Consider the following 24,937-nt stretch of genomic DNA (forward strand, 5'->3'; position numbering starts at 1 on the left):
CACTTTATGAAAAGCTTTAAGAGGATTAGTATTATTTTATTAGCTATTGTTTTATCTTTATCAGCTGTTGGATGTGGTCAAAAAAATGGTGAAAATACAGACGCAGATACACCAAACAAAGATGGACAGGTTAAAGAAGAAGTTTATGATGTAGTTGTAATTGGTGGCGGAGGAGCAGGACTTTCTGCTGCAATAGAAGTGAAAGGTGCAGGAGCCAGTGTAGTTGTATTAGAAAAGATGTCATTTATAGGTGGTAATACATTAATATCTGGTGGAGAGTTAAATGCTCCTGAAACATGGATTCAAGAAAAATTAGGTATTGAAGATAGTATAGAACAATATAAAGAAGATACATTAAAGGGCGGAGACAACCAAGCTGATGAAAAATTAGTAACCGTTTTGGCTAACAATGCTCGTAGTGCCATAGAATGGTTAAGGGACGAAGTTAATGTTTCATTTAGAGAAGACTATTTAATGCAATTTGGTGGACATTCTGTTCCAAGAGCAGCTTACCCTGAAGGTGGTTCTGGCGATGAACTTATCAGTAAGCTAGGAGCTAAAGTAGAAGAAATGGATATACCTGTAAGAAAACAAACAAAAGCTGAGGAAATCCTTACAGATGAAAGTGGAAAAGTTAATGGAGTAAGAGCCGTAGATAAAGATGGTAACGAAATTATATTTAAAGCAAACAAAGGTGTTATAGTAGCAACAGGCGGATTTGGTTCTAGCTTAGAAATGAGAAAGAAATATAATCCTGAGTACGATGAAAGATATATGAGTACAGATCAACCAGGTTCTACCGGAGATGGAATTGTTATGGCAGAAGGATTAGGTGCTGCTTTAATAGGAATGGAAAATATTCAAACCTATCCAACTTGTAGCCCAGTAACAGGTGTTTTATCTTATGTAGCTGATACTAGATTTGATGGAGCTGTATTAGTTAATAAAGAAGGTAATAGATTTGTTGAGGAATTAGACAGACGTGATGTTATTTCTAAGGCTATTTTGTCTCAAACTGACGGAATGGGTTATTTAATATGGGATACAACTGTTAAAAACAAAAGTCATATGGATAATTATATGAAGGAATTTGATCAGTTAGTGAAACAAGGTACTCTTATTAAGGCAGATACAATTGAAGAAGCAGCAAAGTTTTTCGATATTAATGTTGATCAATTAAAAGAAACTATAGCGAAATATAACGAATATGCTGCTAATGGAAAAGATGAAGATTTTAATCGTAGAGGTGAAATTATAGGATTAACAGAAGCTCCTTACTATATTCAGAAAGTAACTCCTTCTGTACACCATACAATGGGTGGTCTTAAAATCGATACAGAAGCTAGAGTAATAAATAATGAAGGTAATCCTATTCCTGGATTATTTGCTGCTGGAGAAGTAACTGGAGGAATTCATGGAACAAATAGATTAGGTGGAAACGCAATTACAGATATTGTTGTATTTGGTAGAATAGCAGCTGAAAGTGTGCTTAAGTAAGTAAAATAAATAATGAAGAAAAATCCCTATGAGTTTTTAATTTTATAGGGATTTTTCTTCATATACCTTTTGTAATAGGTAGTATAAGGGTATACTTTAATAGGTAAATATAATTGTTGACTATAGAATCGAAAGGCTATGGTGTAATTTATGAAAACCTTAAGAACAAAAATACTTTTGTATTTTGCTACAGTTACTACAATAATGATCCTGCTATTAGTAGTATTGGTTAGAAATCAAATCAAAAATACTAACATACCATTGACAATAGATTTAAGTCAGCAAATTATTACTGCAAAGTCTGGAGAAGTAGGCGCTTGGATTAATCAGCGGATTGCAGAATTGAAGGTGTTTAGTGAAAACGAAACCCTAATTTCCATGGATATGGATAAAACAAAGCCATATATGAGAAAAATGGATGAAAGTCATGGGGAGGAATTTGAATCCTTTGCTATTATCACTCCAGAGGGACATGCCTGGGTAACCAACGATACCTATATTGATGTAACCAATAGATCCTATTTTGAAAAAATAAAGACAGAGGATTTGGATTATGTAATTAGCGATCCAATTATTTCTCGTTCTAATGAAGAGCCTATAGTTGTTATTATCCATACCATAAGGGATAATGCTGGAAAGCCGGTGGGCTATATTAATGGAGCAATATATATATCTAAGCTATCGGCTATTGCATCAGAGGTTAAGATGTATAATGGATTAGCTTGGATATGTGATAGAAATGGACAAGTATTTACTATGGAGGAAGGCTATATAAATAAATCCTTTAACATCTTTGAAAGTGAAACCTATGGATATATAGGAGCGAAACATATAGGTGGCAAAACAGTGGAAGGGATAGAAGGTATTGATAGAATACAAGATTTTATGGGAAATAATATTATAGTTTTATATGCACCTATTCCATATGCGGAAGGATGGTCCTTAGGTATTAATTTTCTTGAGAGGGAGATGACACAAGATACGGACAGACTCCTTCAAATGATTCTAGTTTTTGGATTTTTTATTATTACTAGTTTAATATTAATTTCTCTATTTCTATCATCCTCTATAGTTAAGCCGATTAAGGAATTACAAGGTTTAATGAAGGACGTAGAGGAAGGAAATTTAGATATTGTTTATTCCCATCCTGGAGAGGATGAAATTGGCCAACTGGGAAAAAGTTTTAACAAGATGGTAAGGCAGATTAAGAATTTAATTAGAACCGTTTATATAGAACAAAAAGACAAGAGAGAAGCAGAACTGAGGGCTCTACAGGCTCAGATTCAACCACATTTTTTATATAATACTTTAGATACAATTCATTGGATGGCGATAGAACATCAGGCCTATGATATTGTAGATATGGTAGATGCACTTACCAATCTGTTTAGAATATCTATAAGCAGGGGCGAAGAAATAATTTCATATTTAGAGGAGATTAAGCATATTGAAAGCTATTTATTTGTTCAAAAGGTTCGTTACGAAGATAAATTAGAATATGAAATGTCTTGGGATGAAAAACTAAAGGAATGTAAGGTTTTAAAGTTAATTATACAACCATTGGTGGAAAATGCTATATACCATGGCATTAAAGGAAAGAAGGGTACAGGAAAAGTATTAATAGAAGGAAAAATAATAGGTAAAGAAGTGGAGTTAAAAGTAGCAGATGATGGTATTGGAATGGAAAAAGAGAAGTTATTACAAATTATAGATGTATTAGAAGGTAGAAGTAAGGGCGAAGGGGTAGGCTATGGTATGTTTAATGTAAATGAAAGAATTAAGCTTATGTTTGGAAATAAATATGGTATTAGAATTAAAAGTGAATATGGAAAAGGTACGGAAGTTATACTTAGACATCCACTTATTATGGATAATATAAAGCTTATAGAGTGAAGGCTGTACATGCATTAGAACCATTTAAAATACATCGCAGGAAAGGTGAGGTCCTATGTGGAAAGTGCTTATTGCAGATGACGAGCCTAAAATTAGAAAAGGATTAAAAAAGATGCTACAGTCCTTTAATTTGGAGCTAGAAATAGTGGCGGAAGCAGAAGAAGGGGAGATGGCCTTAGATTTAGCAAAGGAGCATATACCTCATATTCTTTTAGTCGATATTAACATGCCTTTTTTAGATGGTCTAGGTTTTATTGAAAAAGTGCATAATTTTTTGCCATATTCTATTGTAATTATTATCACAGGATATGATGAATTTCATTATGCTCAGAGAGCTATTAAATTACAGGTATTTGATTATTTATTAAAGCCTATAAACTCTGAAGAACTGAAGAATATTATAATTAAGGGAATAGTACATCTACAGAATCAGCCTAAAAATATGGAAAATATAGGTGCAATAAATAATAATGAAGAGGAATATAGTCCAATAGTAGTGCTGCTTAAAAACTACATGGACAGTCATTACATGCAGGAGAATTTATCTCTACATGAAGTAGCTGAAAAATTTGATATTAGCCCCTCCTATTTAGGTAAGTTAATGAAACATGAGCTAGGTAAGACTTTTATAGAATACTTAACAGAAATAAGAATAGAAAATGCTAAAAAGATGCTTCAAGAAGAAAATATAGGCATAAAAATCCATGAAGTAGCGCAATTGGTCGGATATAGTAGCCAGCACTACTTTAGTAGAGTATTTAAGAAGGAAGTAGGAGTCAGTCCCATTGAATACAAACAGAATATAAAAATAGAACCATTATAAATTGACTTGTTGTACTAGTTAAAAATTACAAATAAAAAACTCTAGCTTCTACTGGTCGATTGCTTTTAAATAGAATCCACTTAAAAATTTATGGTACTTATATCTAAAATCAAGTAGTGTAGAAAATCAATTAATTTTCTACACTACTTGATTCAGATTTTTTTGACTTGTGTTTAGAATTTATTTCATTTGTTGTCATTTTAGAGCTACCTTCAAAAACTCCATTTTCATCGATTATTAGAGATTTAACAGAAATATCACCAATTACTTTTCCTGTAGAGGTTAGCCTAAGTTGTTCATTGGCTATTATATTACCGTCTACATTGCCACCTACTATTATATTTGAGCCCATAATATTTCCAATAACTTGACTACTCTCACCTATGTAAATGTCGCCTTCTACTTTTACATCACCCTTAATCTTACCGTCAATTCTAATAGTTCCTTCAGCAGTTAATGTTCCTTCAAAGGAAGTATTTTTACCTATAAGTGTATCAAATTTTGAGAAATCCGCTGTCTGTTTTTTACTGAACATAATTATTATCCCCCTATAAAGTGTATTTAATTAAAGATTGAAGATCCTTTAATTAGTTAAAATTAACGATAAAATCTAGTTTTCTATCAGGTCTAATGGATTTATAGGCTCATTATTAAGTCGTACTTCAAAATGAACGTGTGGACCTGTACTTCTCCCAGTACTCCCTACTTTAGCAATAACTTGTCCTTTTTCTATCTGGTCACCTACGGAAACAAGAATTTCTTGATTATGAGCATATATTGAGGTATATCCATAGCCATGGGAAATCATTACTACTTTCCCATATGCGCCATTATATCCAGAATATGTTACAATTCCACTTCCAGCAGCTATGATATCTGTTCCTAGTTTATTTGAAATATCTATCCCATTATGAAATTCTCTGTTTCTTCCTGTAGGTGAAATACGATATCCAAAGGGTGAAGATATCCTGCCAGGATTAGGCATTAAATTGGGGAGCGCATCCAGATATTCTAGCTGTTGCTCAACATTTAAAATAAGTTTTTCCATATTTTCTTTCTCACGGTCTATTAACTGTGTTAGGAAGTTTATTTCTTCCTCATATCCTTGAGAAGAAAAAATATTGCTTTGTGCAGATCGAGAGACTATATTCGGTGAATAAGAGTAAGCGAATAAAATATCTGTTATTTCTGGTAAACTAGTATCTTCATTATTAGTATCTAAACCTACCATGTTTAATACTTGATTTTGAATTTTATTTAAATCTGCTAATTTTTCATCTACCTTTATAGAGTAATTTTTTAATTCAGCTATTTCATATTTTTGACTTTCATTTTCTAATTTCAACTCAGCAATCTGGTTGTTTGCAGCAATTAGTTTATGCCTTATGCCAAAGTAGCCACTAGAAAATATGATAGAGCTTAAGATCACAAAAAATAAAGATAGAATTATTACTTTTGAAAGCAAATTAGGTAGAGAAAACTTTATAATTTTTTCTGAAGAATTAGGGAGAATCATAAAAGTAAGATTTGACTTTGTTCTATTTTGAAAATGCTTTAGTTTTTTCATAAATAAAAAACCTCCTCGAAACTTTAAGGACAGGCCTAACTGGTATAAATTATTCTACATAAAAAAGAAAATACCTTTTTAAAATTTTTAAAAAAGTTGTTGCATATTTATTTATATGATTGTATAATATTCCAATAGGATACATATACATAGATATGTATAATTATTAATAAATCGAGGGGGAATTAAAATGAAAAAGTTTTCTAAATCAGCTATTATATCACTTATAATAGGAGTAGCTATTTTATTTACTGCATGTGGTAATGCTACTGTTAGTAATAATAATGCAGAGGAGTCTCTTTCTAAGTTAGATCAAATAAAAAAAGCAGGTAAGATAGTTGTTGGTACAAGTGCAGATTATCCTCCATATGAGTTTCACAAGGAAGTTAATGGTAAGGACGAAATAGTAGGTTTTGATATTGAAATTGCAAAAGAAATTGCAAAGGATTTAGGTGTAGAACTTGAAATAAAGGATATGGATTTCGATGGATTACTATTAGCACTAAATGCTGATAAGGTAGACTTTGTAATGGCTGGTATGACTCCAGATCCAGAAAGAGTGAAAGCTGTAGACTTTTCTAAAATATACTATAATGCAGTTCATGGCATAGTTATTAAAGCAGAAAATAAAGATACATTTAAGACAGTAGATGATTTAACTGGTAAAAAAATAGGAGCACAAAAGGGTGCTATACAAGAAAAAATTGCAGAAGCTGAAATTAAAGACCTTCAATTAAAGTCATTGGCTAAAATACCAGATCTAGTTCTTGAAGTTAAAAATAATAAAATAGATGCATTAGTTATGGAAAAACCAGTAGCAGACTCTTATGTAGATAAAAACAAGGATTTAATGCTTATGGATGTTACATTTGACGATGGCGAAGGTGGTTCTGCAGTTGCTGTTAAGAAGGGAAGTACAGATCTAGTTAATGAGATAAACAAAACTCTAGACCGCTTAATCAAGGATGGATCTGTAGATAAATTTGTACTAGAAGCTATAGAAATGGTAGATGGGGAGTAGTAGTACGACTTAAAGGAAGGAAGGGCTAAAAAATGAATTTTAGTTTTTTACCAAAATATTATACATTCTTTATTAATGGAGCAAAAAATACAGTATTACTTGCATTTTTCACCGTGGCCTTAGGCGTAGTATTTGGTGTGTTTTTAGCCCTAATGAGAATCTCCAAAAATAAGGTTCTGAATTTTATTTCTACTGCCTATGTAGAGGTTATTAGAGGGACACCATTACTCGTTCAAATATTTATAATATATTATGGATTACCTGCTATAGGTATTAATTTCCCATCTGTTGCCTTTTTAGGCAGTACTGGCGAAGAGTTTGTGGCAGGAATTATAGCTCTATCAATTAATAGTGGAGCCTATGTTGCGGAAATTATACGTTCTGGTATTCAGTCGGTAGATAATGGGCAGATGGAGGCAGCACGTTCCTTGGGTATGTCCTACTCCATGTCTATGAGACATATTATTATACCTCAGGCATTTAAAAATATTTTGCCTGCTCTAGGTAACGAGTTTATTGTTATTATTAAGGAATCCTCCATAGTATCGGTTATTGGTATAAATGAGCTTATGTATAATGCCAACACTGTAAGGGGAAATACCTTCATACCTCTAGAACCTTTAATAGTGGCTGCGGGAATTTACTTTGTTTTAACATTTACCCTATCTAAACTACTGGGAATCGTCGAAAGGAGGATGAAGGTAAGTGATTAAAGTAAAAGGACTTGTAAAAAATTTTGGAAAACTTAATGTATTAAAGGATATAAATACGGACATTAAAAAGGGTGAAGTTGTAGTAGTTATTGGGCCCAGCGGATCTGGAAAAAGTACCTTTTTAAGATGTCTTAACCTACTAGAAGAGCCTACAGCTGGGGAAATAATCTTTGAAGAAAAGAAAGTTACTGATAAAGAGACTAATATAGACCTTTTAAGACAAAATATAGGAATGGTGTTTCAGCAATTTAATTTGTTTCCCCATATGACTGTTTTAGAAAATATTACTTTAGCACCCATTAAGCTTAAGAAGATTTCTAAGAAAGAGGCAGAAAAAATAGCTATGGACTTACTTAAGCAAGTAGGTCTTGAAGATAAGGCGGGGGCTTATCCTAACCAGTTATCTGGAGGACAAAAGCAAAGAATTGCCATAGTTAGAGCCTTAGCAATGTCTCCAGATGTAATGTTATTTGACGAACCTACATCAGCCCTAGACCCAGAAATGGTAGGGGAGGTATTAGAGGTAATGAAAAAGCTAGCAAAAGAAGGCATGACAATGATAGTAGTTACTCATGAAATGGGCTTTGCTAGAGAAGTAGGTACTAGGCTTATGTTTATGGACGGTGGAAACATTGTAGAAGAAGGTGCGCCAAAGGATATTTTTGACAACCCTCAGAATCAGAGAACAAAGGAGTTTTTAAGGAAAGTGTTGTAAATTTCACTTATTAAATACCTATAATAAGTATTTAATAGCACTTAGAAAGAAAAGTTAATAGAACTCCTGAAATTAGGGAGTAATATAACTAAGAATAATAGATGAACTGGATTATATAGTTCATCTATTATTCTTTTGACCATATTTAAGAATAATGTATTTTCTAATTCGAGCAATATTATTTATAATATAATTATGCTATAATATATTTTCATAATACAGCATAATAAATAGGGCAAATATGGAGGGACATATATGAAAAAAGCAATTAAAGCAGCATTTCCAGCTACAATACCAGTTATGCTAGGATACCTTTCAGTAGGAGTGGCCTTTGGATTGTTATTTGAAAAGTCTGGATATAATTTTATGTGGGCAATTTTTATGAGTATAGCTGTATATGCAGGATCTATGCAGTTTATAGCTATTAGCCTATTAACAAGTGGAGCAGGCTTAATGGAAATAGCATTGGTGACATTATTTGTAAATATTAGACATTTTTTCTATGGGTTATCGTTTATAGATAAGTTTAAAGGTATGGGAAAGAAAAAAACATATATGATTTATTCTCTTAGTGATGAAACTTACTCACTATTATGTTCTTCGAAAGCACCTGAAGGTGTTGATAATAATTCATTTCTTTTTTGCATTGCACTTTTGAATCAAATATATTGGATAGTAGGTACATTTATTGGCTCTATTGCAGGTTCACTGATAACATTTAATACAAATGGAATTGATTTTGCAATGACCGCCCTATTCGTAGTTATTTTTATTGAGCAGTGGTCTACTTATAAGACCCATATTCCAGTACTAATTGGTATTGCATCTACTATTCTATCGCTTTTAATCTTTGGAGTTGATAATTTAATTTTACCTTCTATGGTATTAATAACTGTTGCCCTGATGATATTTGAAAAACAGATAGATAGGAAAACTTCGGAAGATAATAGTGGGGAGGTAGTAAATAGTGAATGTTAATAGTAGTTATACTTTAATTGCAATATTAGTTATTGGAATTGTTACATTTGCTATAAGGATAGCCCCTTTTATTTTATTTGGAAAAGATAAAGCTACACCAAAATATATAGAGTATATAGGTAATTATTTACCTCCTGCAGTTATAGCTATGCTTATAATCTACTGCTTAAGAAACGTTAATATATCTGCATTTCCGTTTGGGATTCCGGAGGTAATCGGGGTTATAACAGTGGCAATTTTGCACATATGGAAACGTAATAACTTGATTAGCATAATTGGTGGAACAGCTATATATATGATTGCAATTCAGTTTATATTTATATAATTTTGATTTGTTCTAAATAAACAATAGTATTGTTTTTTTATAATCTATGAAAGCATGCATTTATAGATTTTTTATGTTAAAATTATATAAATATTAAAAACAAGTAAACTGGAGTGAAATGTACATATGGCTATTAAGATTTTAACTGACAGCACAAGCTATATTGAGGAATCTTTAAGAGAAATTTTAGATATAAGGGTAGTATCTTTGAATGTAGAGTTTGAAGATATTACTTTTAAGGAAACTGAAATAGACAATGAAAGTTTCTATAAGATGATGGATAAGAAAGGAATACCTAAATCATCACAGCCTTCTATAGCAGACTTATATGATGAAATGGAGAGAGTAGTAAAGCAAGGTGACGATTTAATTTGTATTTTTTTATCATCAGATATGAGTGGTGCATACTCAACTGCCCACTTGGCGAAGAATATGATTCTAGAAAATTACCCTAATGCTAATATAGAGATTATAGATTCCAGATCAAATTGTATGCAGTTAGGGTTTGCTACTATAGTAGCAGCAAGAGAGGCTAAAGAAGATAAGAGCTTAGAGCAAGTTAAAGAAGTAGCTGAGAACAATACTAAAAAAAGCAGATTTTTATTTATACCAGCTAATCTAGAGTACTTACAAAAGGGTGGAAGAATTGGAAAAGCAAATGCTATAATTGGAGATCTCCTAAAAATTATTCCTATTTTAACTGTAGAAAATGGAGTGACTACAGTATTTAAAAAAGTTAGAACAAAGGGAAAAGCTGTATTAACTATAGTAAAGCAAGTATTGAAGGATATAGAAGCTCTAGGGCTAGGGGAAATTGTAGTCCATCATATTAACTGTATTGATGAGGCTAAAAATGTAGTTAAACAAATAAAAGAATTTGTAGATGTGGATATTAAGATACAAGATATAGGACCAGTAATTGGGTTGCATGTTGGCCCAGGGGCAATAGGTATAGCATATTATACTAAAGAGGATATTAGATAGGTAACAGCATAATGGGCGAGTCTTCTTGATTTCTAATGATGAATTTAACAACTTGCGCAAGACCTTATTGTTTATACTACTATTACATGGGGTGGATAACATGAAAGTTATTGATTTAACACATAAAATGCATAAAGATTAGCATTATAATATAAAATATAGGTTGTGCGGTTTGACATTAATGTTAAGGCATGCTTAAAAAACGCTGCAAATATAAACAATAGATATGCTAGGGAAATAGCTAATCTATTGTTTTTTTATATAAAAAATATTAGTCTAGGGCACAGGGTAGCTATTTGGATTTTACAAGTTTAGCAGGTATTTCTGGTGGCGGTGCTGGGGGACCAGCTAGAGGATGCCTAGGGGCATGAACTATAGTAATGCTGTTTAATATAACTTCTTTTTCAATCAACCTTTGGTTTTCATCATACTTTTCTCTGATTTCTGCCCTTGGAACTACTACTGTTACTTCATGGGGAATTCCCTTGTCTGTTATTCTATTCATCTTTATATATAAGTCTTCAAGTTTCAATTCAATACAATCACATTGAGACTTTGCCTTTCTGCATAAAATAAACTTGGATAAGATAGATTGAATGGACATAAAATTTCCTCCCTCCTATATGTAGATTATTCAGCCGATGTACATTCGGTGAGGGATAAGTCTATACAATTAAACGAGCATATTGCTTGCATCAATTAAGAATACAAGGTTACAAAGCTTTTAATTTAGATGTTTAGTGAAAAACTCGGTAAGTGCAGGCTATACTCCCAAGTTAAAAAAATTAAAGCTATAAGAAATAGTTGACAATATTTTCTGATGTGATATACTTGACTAGAATATTGAGGTTGATAATCATTATCATAGCATTTGTATTGTAACTGTGCACTATAGTGAAATAAAGCAAATTATTACTTAAATTACGCATAAAAATATGGAATAGATATTGATTCCATCAATTCAATGATTTGATTGTCAATCATATTTATACATAAGGAGAGAGAGAGATGAAAAAATCTAAGTTTTTTAAATTAACTGCTATTATAGCAACTTTTGTTTTGATGTTGACAGCTTGCACAAATTCAGGTAATAAAGCTGGTGACGCTGAAACTAATGGGCAATTAAATGAGTCTGTTGAAGTTTCAACGGTTGATATCACTGATGCTCATGGAACTGTTACTGTTCCTGTAAATCCAAAGAATGTAGTTGCTTTAGATAATAGAACCTTTGAAACTTTATCTGATTGGCGAATTGAATTAGCAGCTGTTCCAAAGAGTGTAATGCCTGCGGATTCACCATATGTAGGTAATGAGTCAGTTCAAGATATTGGGAATCATCGTGAGCCAAATCTTGAAATTATAGCAGCTGTAGAACCTGAACTTGTAATCATTGGTCAAAGATTTGCTAGCTACTATGAAGAAATAAAAAAATTAGTGCCAAATGCAGCTGTTATCGATCTTAACTTTGATGTTTCTAAGGAAGCTGATACACCTGGAGATAACTTAGTAAATGGACTTAAGAATTCTACAATCGCTTTGGGACAAATTTTCGATAAAAATAAAGAGGCTGAACAATTGGTAGCTGATTTTGATCAAGCTATCGAAAAGGCTAAGTCTGCATATAATGGAACGGATACAGTTATGAGTGTTGTAGTTTCTGGTGGAGATATTGGTTTTTCAGCTCCTCGTTCTGGACGTGTTTGGGGACCAATGTATGAAATTTTTGGATGGATTTCTGCATTAGAAATTGGTGGTGCATCTTCGGACCATCAAGGTGATGATATTTCTGTTGAAGCTATTGCACAAAGTAATCCAGATTGGATTTTTGTACTAGATCGTGATGCTGCAGTATCTTCTACAACTGATGCAGTTCCTGCTCAGGATGTTATCGATAATTCACCTGCTCTTCAAAACACAACTGCTGTTTCTGAAGGACGAATAGTTTATGCACCAGCAGACACTTACACTAATGAATCAATACAAACTTATCTAGAGTTATTTGAAGAACTTGCAAATGCCTTAGCTAAGTAGCATAAAGGAGTGTAACGTAGTGCTGAAAAATACAATACAAAAAATGTATGGGGCTGAGAACTCTCAGCCCCAACATTATAATCACAATAAAATATGGACAAAACCTTTTATATTAGCAATTACAGTTGTTATTATGTTAGGTATTATATCATTGTTTACTGGAGTTTATGATATTCTAGGGCAAGAGGATGGAATGCGTATGTTTTTCATAACTCGTGTTCCAAGAACGGTTTCACTAATGCTTACTGGAGCTGCAATGTCAATGTCAGGACTCGTAATGCAACTTATTACACAGAATCGTTTAGTTGAATCTACCACAACAGGAACTATTGAATGGGCAGGTTTGGGTCTTATTTTCGTTTATTTATTATTTCCCGCACCAACTTTAGTTCAACGAATGACCGGTGCAATCCTTTTTTCTTTCATAGGAACTATGATTTTCTTTTTGTTTTTAAGAAGAGTTAAGCTTCGTTCGTCTTTAATCGTCCCAATTATTGGGATGATGCTTGGAGCAGTCATTTCTGCAATTTCCACTTTTATTGGACTCGTTTTTCAAATGACGCAAAATATTGAAGCTTGGTTTGTAGGTTCTTTTGCATCGGTTCAAATTGGAAGATATGAATATTTATGGCTAATTGTTATGGTTACTTTTTTTATTTTTATCTATGCTGATAGATTGACTTTAGCTGGACTAGGGGAAGATGTTGCAACAAGCCTTGGCGTAAATTATAATAAGATAGTTCTTTTGGGTACTGGTCTTATTTCTTTTGCAGTTGGAATTGTTGCAGCTGTTATTGGAAACTTACCTTTTTTAGGTTTAATTGTACCCAATATTGTTTCAATGTATAGAGGCGATGATCTTAGGAGTAATTTGCCATGGGTATGTGTGTTGGGAATGGGTACTATAACTGTCTGTGACATAATTTCTCGAACAATTATAATGCCTTTTGAAGTACCTGTTTCTTTGATACTTGGAACAGTGGGGTCAGTTGTATTTATTGTTATTTTATTGAGACAAAGGAGGCTAAGATGAACGAATTAATATATAGTAATAAAGAAAATATCGAAATCGATTCTAGCCTTCATAATGAAAATAGATCAGCTAGAGCTTTCCGCTCTAAGAAAGAAGAAAAACGTTATTGGATTTTGTTAATAACATTGATTACCTTGGGCGCTCTTGCTTCCTATGGACTTTTGGTTTATAACAATCCAGTTCCAGTAGGTTCCCCTTCTTTTATCCCGGTTGTTAGAAGAAGGATGGTAGCCCTTGTTGCAATGATTATTACTGCAACTTGTCAGAGTTTATCGACCGTTGCTTTCCAATCGATTACGAATAATAGGGTTATAACTCCTTCACTTTTAGGTTTTGAAGCACTTTACTCAACAATTCATACTAGTACAATACTTTTCTTTGGTGCTAGTGCGTTTATAAATTTTAGTGGTGTTGGGTCATTTATATTTCAAGTTGTTGTTATGGTCTTGATGTGTTTGATACTTTATGGATGGTTGCTTTCTGGAAAGTATGGGAATTTACAACTTATGCTTTTGGTTGGAGTTATTCTCGGAACTGGGCTGAGATCTTTGTCATCTTTTATGAGAAGACTTCTTGCGCCGTCTGAGTTTGATATTTTACAGGCAAGATTGTTTGGCTCTGTAAATAATGCGGATTCTGCATATTTTTCTGTTGCAATTCCAATTGTAATAATTGTAGCATTACTTCTTCTTGCTTTTTCTAAGAATTTAAATGTATTGTCACTTGGAAAGAATGTCGGTACTTCTTTGGGCGTTAATCATCAATTTAGTGTAATTTATACTCTGATATTAGTTTCTGTTTTAATGTCAATTTCAACGGCTCTGGTTGGACCACTTACTTTCTATGGATTTTTAGTTGCAACTTTGAGTTATCAAGTGGCACCAACTTATGATCACAGATATATTTTTCCAATGGCTCTTGCTGTAGGATTTTTGATACTAACGGGTGCATACTTTTTTATGTATCATGTATTCAATGCGCAAGGTGTAGTTTCAGTTATTATCGAAATGTTTGGTGGAATAACATTTTTAGTTGCAATTTTAAGGAAGGGGACGCTATGATAAATATTGATAATGTTAAAAAGGTATATGGTGATGAGGTAGAAATAGGACCTGTGAATATTAAAATACCAAAAGCTGGTCTTACTTCTTTAATTGGACCAAATGGTGCTGGAAAGTCTACGACACTTTTGATGATCGGAAGACTTTTGGATATGGATGAAGGCCAAATTAAGGTGGCAAATATGGATGTTTCTGAATCTAAATCAGAGGACTTAGCAAAAATTTTGACTATTCTAAGGCAAGAAAATCATTTTGTAACGAGGCTTACTGTTAGGCAATTAGTTGGATTTGGACGTTTTCCATATTCGAAGGGAAGACTAACTAAGGAGGATGAGGCTATTATTTCTAGATATATCGATTTTTTAGGCCTGACTAATCTAGAAAATAGATATTTAGATGAGCTTTCTGGTGGTCAAAGGCAAAGGGCATATGTAGCAATGGTTTTATGCCAAGAGACTGAATATGTACTTTTGGATGAGCCGCTGAACAATCTTGATGTTGCTCGTTCTGTTCAAATGATGGAGCATTTGAGGCATGCGGCTAATGAATTTGGAAGAACAATTCTGACTGTTATGCATGATATAAATTTTGCAGCCAAATATTCTGATAGAATTTGTGCTATGAAAAATGGACAAATTGCTGCTTTTGGAACAGTAGAAGAGGTTATGGACCCAGAAATTTTGACAGATATTTTTGAAACGAAAATAGAAATTATCGATGGTCCTCATGGGCCAGTAGCGATTTATTAGTTATAAGATTAAATAAAAAATTGTTTTGTTAAAGACAATTTTCAGTTTTTTAGAAAGTAGAGTGAAAATTTTGCTCTACTTTTTTGGTGCGCCCAGTAGTGGGGTTTTCTTTTTATTGATTTATTGTAACATTTAAAAGCATTAGGGACGGTTATTTCTGCTTTTGGGAGTCTATAACCTAGATCAACAAAAAGTATAGAAAACCCCACTTACAGTGAGGTTTCTGCAGTTCAATCATCTGATTTCAGTGAATATGCCTTTTTTCTATATGTCTGTGGAGTCATGTTCATCTGCGCACAGAATACCCTATTAAAATAAGATGGATCTGAAAAACCACATTCAGATGAAATCCGGTAAGCAGGATAATTGGTTGTCTCCAACAATCTGCAGGCATATTGAATTCTTAGTTGAGTGATATACTCAGTAAATGCAACACCCATTTCCTTTTTAAAAACACGGCTGAAATATTTGGGATGCATAAACACCTTGGATGCAGCCATTTCCAAAGTCAATTTTTCTCTCAAATGTTCTTTTATATATTTTATGGATTCATTGATAAAATATTGTTGGTCATCCTTAATATTCGCATTGTTTTCTTCAGGCTTGTCTTCTATTAGAACATGACTGTTGGATGTTGCATTTAACATTTTTTGGAATATCTCTTTGAAGGCGGTAGGTTTGACAGGCTTTAAAAGATATTCGAAAACCCTAAGATTGATGGCTTTTTGAGCATATGAAAAGTCTGAATGGGCGGACAAAATGGTGATACAAACGTTAGGTAAAAACTTTCTGATCTCCTGAATGGCAGTCAGACCATCTATTTCAGCAATCATTAAATCCATTATAATAATATTCGGTCGATACTGCTTTGCCAATTGAACAGCTTGAACTCCACTTCCACAAGTCAGTAGCTTATCCTCTGGAAGAAGCTGGTCAAGCACAACTGTTTTGAGGAACTCTTGTTCAAGTATTTCATCTTCTACAATTAATACCACATTCATCGCTAGCACCTCCCAATGGTTGTGTTGGAATCGTGATGGTTACTGTACTTCCAGAATAGTCAGACTTTGCGATTTCCAATCCATAACGTTCTCCATAATATTGTTTTAAACGTTTATCCGTACTTCTAAACCCTAGACCCGATTTATTTTCAGACTGTTGTATTTTATCTAAAACATCCTTTGGGAAACCGTTTCCATTATCTGCAATGGAAATAACGATCACCTTTTTATATTTTTCTGCATAAATACTGATTTTACCCCCATCACGTTTTGGGGTGATACCATGAATAAGGGCGTTCTCAACAATGGGTTGTATTACCATATTGGGGATTCTATAAGATTTAATTTTCTCCGGGACGTCTATGGTATATTCTAAACGATTTTTAAATCGTACCTTTTGTATATACAAATATTTTTCTATGTTGTCTATTTCAGAAGCTATAGTATGAAGCTGGTCATCTTGCTTTAAATTGTATCGTAGCAAATCGGAAAGACAGTAGATAAGTTCCTCTGTTGTATGGGAATGCTCAAAATACGCGATTCGGGCGATACAGTTCAAGGTATTAAACAAAAAATGCGGATTAATTACTAAAGACATGTTCTTAGCTTCTAAATCGATAATCTTTTTCTCAAGCATTTCCTTCTCAATTGATAGCCTTGTCACATTTGAATCCACATGACTAACACTTTCTGATAAGTCAAGAGAAATATTATTAGCAATGTGGCGGCACAACTGTTCGTGTATTTTAATTTTATCTAACTCTACAGTTTTCAATCCAGCAATAGACTTAGCGATAAATTCTAATTCAACGTTTCTGTCATTTTTTAGAGACTGCACATCAATCATATATTTTTTATATTCCGTATCCTGTGAATGCACTTGCATACCAGCTATATAACCCAAAGTCTTATCTTGCACCTTAATAGGTAAACAGATGTTTTGGAGTCCATATCGGCAGACAAAGCTACTCTCCTGATGAGGATTGAACTGGCTTTTGTAGTCACAGCATACCTGGCTTCTGTTTTCCATGCATACGTGACTACAAAAATCTGGGGCTGGGATAAGCTCAAGCAAAATATTGCCATTTGTATCTACTAAAAATAAAGAAATATCTGATAAGGATAAAATACCACTATAGCGGGTATATAAATTGGAGTTTATAAACTTTTTAAGTGGATTATCGACTTTATTCATTCTTATAATACACCTTCCCGAAATGCAATTCTTAATTGAAAAAATAAAAACTGCTGAGTTTATATTATTTGAAAAGACTTTTTCAAATTTTAAAAAGCTTCTGTTGTTATTTTAATATATAAAATTAACAAAGTAAATAACATATCTTAGGTTTACAATAAATAACACACAAGAAAAGACTGGAACTTTTTTTTCGAGGTACTAGATTTTGTCGGGTATAAGTAATAAATAAACCTCCCCTTTGTAAGAAATGGGGAGGTTATTTCGAGAATAAAATATTTTTTATCTAATTTTTATGATTTTGAAGATTTATTAATAACATTTTTGATAAATTCTAATCAGATCTTCCTTAGAAGGTTGTTTTGGATTAGTAGGGGTACATCGATCGAGCATAGCTGTTTGAGCCATTTGGTCCAGTACTCTCTCAAATTTAGTTTGCTCAATTCCAAGGGTTCTTATATTATCTTCAATATCCAGTGCTTTTTTCAGTCTGCTTACAGCAAGCATGAAATTAACAGCTCCTTCACGACGTGTCCTAGCCGGAAGTTGCAGAACTGTTGCCAGTTTTGCATATTTTTCGGTAGCATAACCACTGGCACTTCCATCTAAGTCAGAGTTAAACTCCATCACTGCATTTAGCATAAGCGCATTAGAGCGACCATGTGCAATGTGAAAAGTTCCCCCAAAGGCATGGGCAAGGCTATGATTGATGCCGAGGCCCGTATTTGTAAATGCCATTCCCGCCATACAGGAAGCATTCTGAACACGATCCCTCGCATTAGCATTATTGATGTCTTTGTAGAGGACTTCAAGATTTTCGAATATAAGTTTGATTGCTTTTTCTACAAGAGCGTCTGTAAAGTCGGTTGCTTTTGTGGAAACATAAGCCTCTATGGCATGAACCAAAACATCTATTCCTGTATCTGCTACCACACGTTGTGGAACATGCTGGATACAGGTAGAATCTAGTATAGCAATATCTGGTGCTATAAACTCATCTACGATGCATACCTTTTCTCCCTCATCAGAGGTAATGACGGAAAAGTCAGTTACTTCAGAGCCAGTTCCACTTGTAGAAGGAATCGCAATAAAGAGTGGTCTTTTTATTTCCATACCCTCTATGGCTCCAAACTTCCACGCAAAATAAAGAATTCCTTTGGCAGTATCAATGGCAGAACCTCCGCCGATTGCAACCAAAACATCTGCGTCACTTTCCCTATAGAGCTTTAGCCCGTCTGCAATTACTTTAACATCAGGATCAGGGCACACCTCTGAAAAAACTTTGGAGCTTATTCCTGCTTCGCTTAAGTAGTCTACCGTTTTTTGAAGATATCCTAATGTTTCCATTATTGAATCAGCAACAATAAATGCTCGAGATCCGGAAATCTGTTTTAAAAGCTGTAGGGATTGATTGTTAAAATAAACCTTCGATTTAAGCATAAACTTGTCTTTTATGATAATTACCTCCATTCCTAGGAAATTTTATTAGACAACACAATTAGTTAATTAATTAATTAACTAACATAATAAGTTAAGCTAATGATTATTTATGATATCATACAAAACAATGGTTTTATTGAAGATTCACCATATAATTGTAGTACTATTGTATCTGATTGAAATCCGACATTGTACAAAATCTATCTTCTTGAATAATGGCTGTTTAATGTGGATAAAGGTTTACTCTATGCTCAATAATTATCTATAAAAATATCAATTTTTTTATAGCATAAAAATGGTAACTGCTCTAAATAGTTCAGATAGAGTGAATTGAAAGTATGTATAAAGTAATGTATTGATTCTCTAGACTATTCTTGCTATAATAGATTAAACTTCCGTTGGTTAACAACTCGCTTTTTAGGTCATTGTTTTCGTTTAGAAAGTTGGACCTATCTAAAAATTGGATTTTCATAATGATAAATAATAAATTTTAATATGTATGGTGGAATTACTGATGAAAATAGAAGAAATAGTACAAAAAAAACTACGTATCGTTTTTAACGATGAAAGTATTGTATTCGATAAATCTCGTTTTACAGGTGGGCTTACTAATTACAACTATATTATGAATATCAAGGGTAAGGAATATGTTATTCGACAACCGGGTGGTATGACGGATCAGATGATTGACCGGAAAATTGAAAAGATCAATAATAATATTGCATCGGAACTGGGACTGAATTCTGAGTGTATTTATTTTGATGAGATCAACGGGATTAAAATTAGCGCATATATTCAAAATAGCAAAAACATTGCTCTTTCCAATCCTCACTGTCCTGCTAACTTGAGAGCTGTATCTAGTTTAATGAAAAAAACCCACTCCAGCCCAAAGTATTTTCCGAACTCTTTTGATTTTGAGACTGAGTTAAATAAATATGAACAAATAGTTAAAAAGCTTAACGGTGATTTTTTCTTTGACTATATTACATTGAAAAAACAACTGATTGACTTTCTAAGAGAAAATGCCAAAAATGTAATTTCTGTCCCCTGTCATAACGACACAGTTCCCGAAAATTTTGTCATTGACAATAATGGCAGAATATATCTTATAGACTGGGAATATTCTGGAATGAACGATCCAAGCTGGGATGTGGCTGCATATATTCTTGAATCGAAGCTAACAGAAGAGTCAATTGAATACCTTATTTTGGATTACTATGGGCAATTACCCACACCTGAAGAAGTATTAAAGATAAAATGCTTTATGTTAGCACAGGATTTGCTTTGGACAGTATGGGCATTGATTAGACACTACAATGGTGACGATTTTCTGGACTACTGTTACATTCGATACGAACGTTTTCGAAAGAACATGAAGGCAATTACAGTTTCATCGGAATACTCCATTGCTGATATGGTAAAGGATTAAGCAGTTATATTTATAACTCCTTCTGTAGGAGATTATTGTATGATGTATCATACTGCAACATTTATAAATATATAATATAGGGACTTATCACTGGTAAAGCGATAATGTTTAGATGATTTAAAAAAGACACTTTGAGAAAGCCCCGTGCTAATAAGGATGTTTTCAGTTTTTGAGATTTGCCGTAGGATTTTAAAGTCCTACGGCTTTTCTCTTGCCTTAAACCCTGCCCACAAAGTTGAAATAAACATCAACCTGCTGGATGTAGTTTTTCTTCTTGTACGGCTCGGAACGCTCATGATCCTATTCCGTGCTGATTCCTGCTTCATGTTCCGTATGCTCCTTAGCTTCGGAGGTTACACGCTGAATCTCCGCCAGCACGATTTGGCGCAGTGCCATGACCTTGATGGTGTGGGGCGTACACTCGTCCTTGTGCTTATGGTACTTTCCACAGACATAAGTAAATTGCCTTTCATTCCATCTCCCCTTGCCGCAAGCGGCAGGAAGTCACTTTGCTCCAAAAGCTAAAAATCATGCTCGTACCTCCTTTCGGTACGGCCTTTTCTACCGTAAATTTATGGTAGCAGATCCGGCGAAATTTGTCGAGCTGAAACGTGAATGTCAAAGGAAGAAATTATGACAAAATACGACTGCTATGGTATACTGAATTAAAGTAATATTTTGCTAATTTGTTTAAATTTGAAAGCTGAAGTTGTTACTGAACAGGCCAAATAATACAGTTTGATTATCTGAATTTAAATTAGATCCAAATATACTTTTATCGTAAACAGATTACACTATATAGAATGAATTTGGAGGAAAGAAAATGAATTATTATGAAGCATGGTTACAATCGGGCGCAACTTGGATGAAGGCTTACCGCAAGCAGCTGATGCGCAAGCATACGCATTTTATTATCCCTGCTGTTGTGCTGGTATTGGTGGCGGTTTTTGCTTTTGCTGCGGTGTCAAACGGCGGTACCAGTGAAGATATTACCGGCGGTATATTTACAGGGATTTTGCTTGGAGCAGTAGTTTGTGGAATCTATATGCTAATATTGCTCCCCGGGCTCAGTCCCAAACGAATGAGCCGGAATATCAAGAGCGCCGTTAAACTATTGGATATGAGCGAAACAGAACAGGAGCAGCTTGGCCGCGAAATGCTGGAAGCAGAAAAAGACCCTGCGTGCGTATTGGAGTATAAGATGGTGGGGCCTAATTCGAAGGGTACTCCCGCGAAATTCATTATCTCTCCGAACTATGCCTGCTTATGGGGTGGCTATCCGCTTGTAATTTTGGTGAGCCTTTCAAGGCTTGCGGATGTGCGCGCGGCGGAGGAACGCAAAACAGCGGTAACACACGGGGCAAAAATAGACACCCATCACCGCTTTGATCTCCATACCATCACCTTTTACTACAAAGGCTCAGATCAAGACGGGGACAATGGCATGGGATTTTTTGATGAGGCGATTCGGGACGAGGTGTTTAGAATGATTGAGGCGCAGCGAGCAGATACCGTTTTGCACTAAAAATGGCGGCTGAAAGGGGACATTGTATGGACAACATGAAAAATCAGATAAAGGAACTCATAAATACAAATAAGGAGATTTTTGCAGACGCATTTTTAAACAGGTATCCTTAGCCACAGCGATACTTATTTGCATTCAGGGATGTTTCCGACAGCCAAAATCCAGATGGGAAGGGCATCGATTTATAATAACCGATAATTTGGGCGCGGAAGTAGTCTTGCTTGATCAAGATAATGAAAAGAATAACAAGTATGTTTTTAAATTTGAATAACAATATAAGAGGAAGCGCTCTGTTCAAAATGAACAGGCGCTTCCTCTGTCTATATCGCTAAGTCGGATGCGCTCCATTGTATCTTTTTCCGGCATAGGGTGTACATTCAGATAATTCGGACGTATCCGTCCATATTTCCCCAATTTGTCAAGCTCTCCTTTTCCGTCAATTTCAATGTTGAGGTACAGTAACCCATCAATCTCCGTGTATTCAAATTCAAACTTTGCCATAAAGCAAATTCTCCAATAAAGATTATTTACAATTCATCGGTCATCGTTCGGCTGTGTGCGAAACAATTATGATTTTCATAAACATCCTTATTGGAGGATTGCTAAATCAAGGTGTCTTTTTTGTTTTTATGGATATTATGAAATAAAAATTTCATTTTGGATGTGAATATTGATGTACTTAAAGTACAACAAAATATACAACATATTAGCTAAAAAATAAAACTGGGTACCATTAGTACAAAAAAGTTACGATAGTACAATAACACTAAAAAATTGAAGGATTTTATACAGCAAAGTAGTACGATTTATGCCATGGAAAAATGCATTGTTAAGTTATTATTAATATAAGAAATTATAAATGTTTAAAAATTAAGAAAATCATGAGGTAATGCATTACTAGCTAAAAATAAATCTTAGAGTAACTAGAATCACATAAAAATAACATAAAGTTATGGAAAGAGATCATCATTATATTTATATTTTTATATAGTTTTGCACGAATTGTAATTTAATTTTTAAGAGAAAACTTTCTAAAGCTCAAGCTCAAATAAGATTTTGCTATTATTTTAACAAGCGCAAAACTATAGTGTATTTTTAAATGATGATATAAAAAAACAAAAGAAAACCTAAATGAGGGGAGTTTTGCTAATGAACAAAGCAACACCAGCAGCCAATGCACCTGCAATTGCTGCTAAAAACAAATTATCATCACAGTTCTTCAAAAAAGGTGTAACAATCGGCTTATTATCTGGCCTTGTTTACGGGCTGTATACAGCGTTTCTAACGCTGGGTATGGCAAAAGGGGTTTGGGCTGACTGGTATGGTCCTAACACAGCTGGTTTATCAGCTTTCTTTATTACTTTTGTCCTAGGAGCATTAGGCAGTGCAGTAAATGATAGTATCAGTGGTGTTTTTGCATTGATCAACGTAGGAATTAAAGGTAAGATGAGTGACTTTTTTAGAACGATTAAAACTGTTCCTGGGGTTATGATGATTTTGGCAGCGTTAATCGGAGGACCGATCGCCAGTGCAGCATACATTATTGCGATCCAACAGGCAGGTTCTATCGTTATTCCAATTGCCGCTTTAAACACAGCAGTTGGTGCTGTTTTAGGTAAGGTTTTATTCAAGCAAGAGCTGAGCAAGAGAATGGTAGCCGGCGTTGCGATTTGTGTTTCAGCTGGTGCTTTAATCGGTAGTACAGGTCTTGGTGGCGATGCACCGGAGGGATTAGTAACTGGAATTGGTATCGCATTGATTGCAGCTTTAGGATGGGGTCTTGAAGGATGTGTGGCTGGTTTCGGAACATCAATGATTGACTCTGAAATTGGAATTACCATCAGACAAACAACATCTGGTTTAGGAAACTTACTTATTTTACTTCCAGTCTTCGGTATAATTGGTGGAAATCCAAAGCTTTCCATGAGCTTAACACTTCAAGCCTTTACTAGTGGTCCTGCAATGATTTGGTTCCTTGTATCTGGTATTTGTGCATATTATACTTTTATGTTCTGGTATAAAGGAAATGGAATGTGCGGTGCTGCTCTAGGAATGGCTTGTAATGGTACTTATTCATTCTGGGGACCTTTCTTCAGCTGGATTTTATTAGGTGTAATCTTTGGAATGGAAGGCATGGAATTACCTCCAGTTGCTTGGGTTGCTGCTGTATTAATGGCAATTGGTATTTCAGTAATTGCAATGAACCCAATGGACTTATTTAAAAAAGAAGGAGGACAAGCTTAATGAAACCACTGAATTATGCTATTTTAAAACATTTTACAAAGGTTAAAGAAGCTTGCACAGAAGATGTTATTGAGGCTTTGAAAGGTGAATATGGAAACTTTAAAGCTCTTAATAAAGATGAAGTACTGGCTGCTTTAATGACAGCAGAGGCTAATGGTCTTCTTGAAGAATCAAGATTTGAACTAGATAAAACAAATGCGTTAAGAATTTACTATCGTGCACACAAAGAAGGTGCAGATACAATAAATAAATACATTAAAGACTAATAAACTAATAACTTGATTATTACTTAAATTATATGAGCTTAAATAATAAATGGACATTTATCAAGCAGGAGCGAAATGATTGAAAATAAACTAAACAATAAAGATTTGAAAGGATGAAAATAGGATGAGATACTACGGAGAAGAAGCATTAGGTCTTATTGAAACAGTAGGTATGGTTCCTGCGATTGAGGCGGCAGATAAAATGCTAAAGGCTGCTAATGTTGAGCTGGTATCATATGAAAATGTGGGGTCTACTCTTGTTACGATTATGGTAAAGGGTGATGTTGGCGCTGTTAAGGCATCTGTAGAAGCAGGAGCTGCTGCTGCCGCAGCAATAGGTAAATTAACAGCACAAAATGTTATGCCACGACCTATTCGAGCTATTGGAGATATTGTTTCAATATATGATATTGATAAATAAAATAACAGAGGAGAGTGAAGCTGCAT

General features: G+C 34.1%; 25 protein-coding genes and 1 pseudogene. 18 read left to right on the forward strand and 8 right to left on the reverse strand.

Translation table 11 applies throughout. From position 1 onward, the window contains the following. The first annotated feature begins 6 nt into the window (after nt 1-6). From HYG84_RS06415 to HYG84_RS06425, 3 genes are all read left to right on the forward strand, one after another. Entirely contained in the window at nt 7-1,497 is a 1,491-nt protein-coding gene (locus tag HYG84_RS06415; protein ID WP_212381386.1) for a flavocytochrome c, read from the forward strand. Nucleotides 1,498-1,647: 150 nt separating this feature from the next. After that, nucleotides 1,648-3,390, forward strand: a complete 1,743-nt coding sequence (locus HYG84_RS06420) for a cache domain-containing sensor histidine kinase (protein WP_212381388.1) — start codon at nt 1,648-1,650, stop codon at nt 3,388-3,390. Nucleotides 3,391-3,445: 55 nt separating this feature from the next. Continuing rightward, the gene (locus HYG84_RS06425; protein WP_212381390.1) at nt 3,446-4,213 is read left to right on the forward strand and encodes a response regulator transcription factor; all 768 of its coding nucleotides are present in this window, start codon (nt 3,446-3,448) and stop codon (nt 4,211-4,213) included. A 130-nt stretch (nt 4,214-4,343) separates the two neighbouring features. On the opposite strand, the gene HYG84_RS06430 is transcribed toward HYG84_RS06425, so the two are convergent. Beyond that, a complete protein-coding gene (locus HYG84_RS06430; RefSeq protein ID WP_212381392.1) occupies nt 4,344-4,748 on the reverse strand; it encodes a bactofilin family protein in 405 nt (134 codons plus the stop codon). Nucleotides 4,749-4,823: 75 nt separating this feature from the next. Beyond that, complete coding sequence (locus HYG84_RS06435) at nt 4,824-5,780, reverse strand: M23 family metallopeptidase (RefSeq protein WP_212381394.1); 957 nt, start codon at nt 5,778-5,780, stop codon at nt 4,824-4,826. A gap of 190 nt (nt 5,781-5,970) precedes the next feature. On the opposite strand from HYG84_RS06435, the gene HYG84_RS06440 reads away from it, so the two are divergent. The 6 genes from HYG84_RS06440 to HYG84_RS06465 all read left to right on the forward strand — a co-directional run bounded on the left by HYG84_RS06440 (nt 5,971) and on the right by HYG84_RS06465 (nt 10,516). Continuing rightward, nucleotides 5,971-6,801 (forward strand): ABC transporter substrate-binding protein, encoded by an 831-nt coding sequence (locus tag HYG84_RS06440; RefSeq protein WP_212381396.1) that lies wholly within the window; start codon nt 5,971-5,973, stop codon nt 6,799-6,801. Nucleotides 6,802-6,833: 32 nt separating this feature from the next. Beyond that, entirely contained in the window at nt 6,834-7,514 is a 681-nt protein-coding gene (locus HYG84_RS06445) for an amino acid ABC transporter permease (RefSeq protein ID WP_212381398.1), read from the forward strand. Then, entirely contained in the window at nt 7,507-8,229 is a 723-nt protein-coding gene (locus tag HYG84_RS06450; RefSeq protein ID WP_212381400.1) for an amino acid ABC transporter ATP-binding protein, read from the forward strand. Before HYG84_RS06445 ends, HYG84_RS06450 begins: the two co-directional genes overlap by 8 nt. A 255-nt stretch (nt 8,230-8,484) precedes the next feature. After that, complete coding sequence (locus HYG84_RS06455; RefSeq protein ID WP_212381402.1) at nt 8,485-9,207, forward strand: AzlC family ABC transporter permease; 723 nt, start codon at nt 8,485-8,487, stop codon at nt 9,205-9,207. Beyond that, nucleotides 9,197-9,532, forward strand: a complete 336-nt coding sequence (locus HYG84_RS06460; RefSeq protein WP_212381403.1) for a branched-chain amino acid transporter permease — start codon at nt 9,197-9,199, stop codon at nt 9,530-9,532. Before HYG84_RS06455 ends, HYG84_RS06460 begins: the two co-directional genes overlap by 11 nt. A gap of 126 nt (nt 9,533-9,658) precedes the next feature. Continuing rightward, a complete protein-coding gene (locus HYG84_RS06465) occupies nt 9,659-10,516 on the forward strand; it encodes a DegV family protein (RefSeq protein ID WP_212381404.1) in 858 nt (285 codons plus the stop codon). Between the two features lie 292 nt (nt 10,517-10,808). Here HYG84_RS06465 and HYG84_RS06470 read toward each other — a convergent pair whose 3' ends face one another. Next, complete coding sequence (locus tag HYG84_RS06470; protein WP_212381405.1) at nt 10,809-11,120, reverse strand: hypothetical protein; 312 nt, start codon at nt 11,118-11,120, stop codon at nt 10,809-10,811. A 404-nt stretch (nt 11,121-11,524) separates the two neighbouring features. Between HYG84_RS06470 and HYG84_RS06475 the strand changes: the two genes are divergently transcribed. From HYG84_RS06475 to HYG84_RS06490, 4 genes are read left to right on the forward strand one after another with little or no spacing between them, the layout of a single operon-like run. Then, complete coding sequence (locus tag HYG84_RS06475) at nt 11,525-12,547, forward strand: siderophore ABC transporter substrate-binding protein (protein WP_212381406.1); 1,023 nt, start codon at nt 11,525-11,527, stop codon at nt 12,545-12,547. A 19-nt stretch (nt 12,548-12,566) separates the two neighbouring features. Next, nucleotides 12,567-13,580 (forward strand): ABC transporter permease, encoded by a 1,014-nt coding sequence (locus tag HYG84_RS06480; protein WP_212381407.1) that lies wholly within the window; start codon nt 12,567-12,569, stop codon nt 13,578-13,580. Continuing rightward, the gene (locus tag HYG84_RS06485; protein WP_212381408.1) at nt 13,577-14,641 is read left to right on the forward strand and encodes an iron chelate uptake ABC transporter family permease subunit; all 1,065 of its coding nucleotides are present in this window, start codon (nt 13,577-13,579) and stop codon (nt 14,639-14,641) included. The genes HYG84_RS06480 and HYG84_RS06485 overlap by 4 nt, the downstream gene beginning before the upstream one ends. Next, complete coding sequence (locus tag HYG84_RS06490) at nt 14,638-15,390, forward strand: iron ABC transporter ATP-binding protein (RefSeq protein ID WP_212381410.1); 753 nt, start codon at nt 14,638-14,640, stop codon at nt 15,388-15,390. Before HYG84_RS06485 ends, HYG84_RS06490 begins: the two co-directional genes overlap by 4 nt. A gap of 230 nt (nt 15,391-15,620) precedes the next feature. Here HYG84_RS06490 and HYG84_RS06495 read toward each other — a convergent pair whose 3' ends face one another. The 3 genes from HYG84_RS06495 to HYG84_RS06505 form a co-directional block, all read right to left on the reverse strand. Beyond that, nucleotides 15,621-16,391 carry a response regulator transcription factor gene (locus tag HYG84_RS06495; protein WP_212381412.1) on the reverse strand — a complete coding sequence of 257 codons (771 nt, stop codon included), beginning with the start codon at nt 16,389-16,391 and terminating at the stop codon, nt 15,621-15,623. Continuing rightward, the gene (locus HYG84_RS06500) at nt 16,363-17,586 is read right to left on the reverse strand and encodes a sensor histidine kinase (RefSeq protein ID WP_212381414.1); all 1,224 of its coding nucleotides are present in this window, start codon (nt 17,584-17,586) and stop codon (nt 16,363-16,365) included. The genes HYG84_RS06495 and HYG84_RS06500 overlap by 29 nt, the downstream gene beginning before the upstream one ends. Nucleotides 17,587-17,898: 312 nt before the next feature. Then, nucleotides 17,899-19,056 carry a 1-propanol dehydrogenase PduQ gene (locus HYG84_RS06505; RefSeq protein ID WP_212381416.1) on the reverse strand — a complete coding sequence of 386 codons (1,158 nt, stop codon included), beginning with the start codon at nt 19,054-19,056 and terminating at the stop codon, nt 17,899-17,901. Nucleotides 19,057-19,525: 469 nt separating this feature from the next. Between HYG84_RS06505 and HYG84_RS06510 the strand changes: the two genes are divergently transcribed. Further along, complete coding sequence (locus tag HYG84_RS06510) at nt 19,526-20,455, forward strand: choline kinase family protein (RefSeq protein ID WP_330655596.1); 930 nt, start codon at nt 19,526-19,528, stop codon at nt 20,453-20,455. Nucleotides 20,456-20,755: 300 nt separating this feature from the next. On the opposite strand, the pseudogene HYG84_RS20825 reads toward HYG84_RS06510, so the two are convergent. Further along, a pseudogene (locus tag HYG84_RS20825) lies at nt 20,756-20,878 on the reverse strand (hypothetical protein); the annotation flags it as partial. A 400-nt stretch (nt 20,879-21,278) separates the two neighbouring features. On the opposite strand from HYG84_RS20825, the gene HYG84_RS06520 reads away from it, so the two are divergent. Continuing rightward, nucleotides 21,279-21,980, forward strand: coding sequence for a hypothetical protein (locus HYG84_RS06520; RefSeq protein ID WP_212381418.1), 702 nt, complete (start codon nt 21,279-21,281; stop codon nt 21,978-21,980). A gap of 294 nt (nt 21,981-22,274) precedes the next feature. Here HYG84_RS06520 and HYG84_RS06525 read toward each other — a convergent pair whose 3' ends face one another. After that, the gene (locus tag HYG84_RS06525; RefSeq protein ID WP_212381420.1) at nt 22,275-22,481 is read right to left on the reverse strand and encodes a hypothetical protein; all 207 of its coding nucleotides are present in this window, start codon (nt 22,479-22,481) and stop codon (nt 22,275-22,277) included. A gap of 648 nt (nt 22,482-23,129) precedes the next feature. Here HYG84_RS06525 and HYG84_RS06530 point away from each other — a divergent pair. The 3 genes from HYG84_RS06530 (at nt 23,130) to HYG84_RS06540 (ending at nt 24,911) form a co-directional block, all read left to right on the forward strand. Continuing rightward, nucleotides 23,130-24,224 carry a hypothetical protein gene (locus HYG84_RS06530; protein ID WP_212381422.1) on the forward strand — a complete coding sequence of 365 codons (1,095 nt, stop codon included), beginning with the start codon at nt 23,130-23,132 and terminating at the stop codon, nt 24,222-24,224. Further along, nucleotides 24,224-24,490 carry a hypothetical protein gene (locus tag HYG84_RS06535; RefSeq protein ID WP_212381424.1) on the forward strand — a complete coding sequence of 89 codons (267 nt, stop codon included), beginning with the start codon at nt 24,224-24,226 and terminating at the stop codon, nt 24,488-24,490. The genes HYG84_RS06530 and HYG84_RS06535 overlap by 1 nt, the downstream gene beginning before the upstream one ends. Nucleotides 24,491-24,614: 124 nt before the next feature. Further along, nucleotides 24,615-24,911 carry a BMC domain-containing protein gene (locus HYG84_RS06540; RefSeq protein ID WP_212381425.1) on the forward strand — a complete coding sequence of 99 codons (297 nt, stop codon included), beginning with the start codon at nt 24,615-24,617 and terminating at the stop codon, nt 24,909-24,911. Nucleotides 24,912-24,937 lie beyond the last annotated feature (26 nt).

This window comes from Alkaliphilus sp. B6464 (assembly GCF_018141165.1).
Taxonomy (GTDB): Bacteria; Bacillota; Clostridia; order Peptostreptococcales; family Natronincolaceae; genus Alkaliphilus_B.

Coding starts and splice junctions, on each gene's coding strand:
- HYG84_RS06415 (WP_212381386.1), top strand. CDS start 7: ATGAAAAGCTTTAAGAGGATTAGTATTATTTTATTAGCTATTGTTTTA.
- HYG84_RS06420 (WP_212381388.1), top strand. CDS start 1,648: ATGAAAACCTTAAGAACAAAAATACTTTTGTATTTTGCTACAGTTACT.
- HYG84_RS06425 (WP_212381390.1), top strand. CDS start 3,446: ATGTGGAAAGTGCTTATTGCAGATGACGAGCCTAAAATTAGAAAAGGA.
- HYG84_RS06430 (WP_212381392.1), bottom strand. CDS start 4,748: ATGTTCAGTAAAAAACAGACAGCGGATTTCTCAAAATTTGATACACTT.
- HYG84_RS06435 (WP_212381394.1), bottom strand. CDS start 5,780: ATGAAAAAACTAAAGCATTTTCAAAATAGAACAAAGTCAAATCTTACT.
- HYG84_RS06440 (WP_212381396.1), top strand. CDS start 5,971: ATGAAAAAGTTTTCTAAATCAGCTATTATATCACTTATAATAGGAGTA.
- HYG84_RS06445 (WP_212381398.1), top strand. CDS start 6,834: ATGAATTTTAGTTTTTTACCAAAATATTATACATTCTTTATTAATGGA.
- HYG84_RS06455 (WP_212381402.1), top strand. CDS start 8,485: ATGAAAAAAGCAATTAAAGCAGCATTTCCAGCTACAATACCAGTTATG.
- HYG84_RS06465 (WP_212381404.1), top strand. CDS start 9,659: ATGGCTATTAAGATTTTAACTGACAGCACAAGCTATATTGAGGAATCT.
- HYG84_RS06470 (WP_212381405.1), bottom strand. CDS start 11,120: ATGTCCATTCAATCTATCTTATCCAAGTTTATTTTATGCAGAAAGGCA.
- HYG84_RS06475 (WP_212381406.1), top strand. CDS start 11,525: ATGAAAAAATCTAAGTTTTTTAAATTAACTGCTATTATAGCAACTTTT.
- HYG84_RS06485 (WP_212381408.1), top strand. CDS start 13,577: ATGAACGAATTAATATATAGTAATAAAGAAAATATCGAAATCGATTCT.
- HYG84_RS06490 (WP_212381410.1), top strand. CDS start 14,638: ATGATAAATATTGATAATGTTAAAAAGGTATATGGTGATGAGGTAGAA.
- HYG84_RS06495 (WP_212381412.1), bottom strand. CDS start 16,391: ATGAATGTGGTATTAATTGTAGAAGATGAAATACTTGAACAAGAGTTC.
- HYG84_RS06500 (WP_212381414.1), bottom strand. CDS start 17,586: ATGAATAAAGTCGATAATCCACTTAAAAAGTTTATAAACTCCAATTTA.
- HYG84_RS06505 (WP_212381416.1), bottom strand. CDS start 19,056: ATGGAGGTAATTATCATAAAAGACAAGTTTATGCTTAAATCGAAGGTT.
- HYG84_RS06510 (WP_330655596.1), top strand. CDS start 19,526: ATGGTGGAATTACTGATGAAAATAGAAGAAATAGTACAAAAAAAACTA.
- HYG84_RS06520 (WP_212381418.1), top strand. CDS start 21,279: ATGAATTATTATGAAGCATGGTTACAATCGGGCGCAACTTGGATGAAG.
- HYG84_RS06525 (WP_212381420.1), bottom strand. CDS start 22,481: ATGGCAAAGTTTGAATTTGAATACACGGAGATTGATGGGTTACTGTAC.
- HYG84_RS06530 (WP_212381422.1), top strand. CDS start 23,130: ATGAACAAAGCAACACCAGCAGCCAATGCACCTGCAATTGCTGCTAAA.
- HYG84_RS06535 (WP_212381424.1), top strand. CDS start 24,224: ATGAAACCACTGAATTATGCTATTTTAAAACATTTTACAAAGGTTAAA.
- HYG84_RS06540 (WP_212381425.1), top strand. CDS start 24,615: ATGAGATACTACGGAGAAGAAGCATTAGGTCTTATTGAAACAGTAGGT.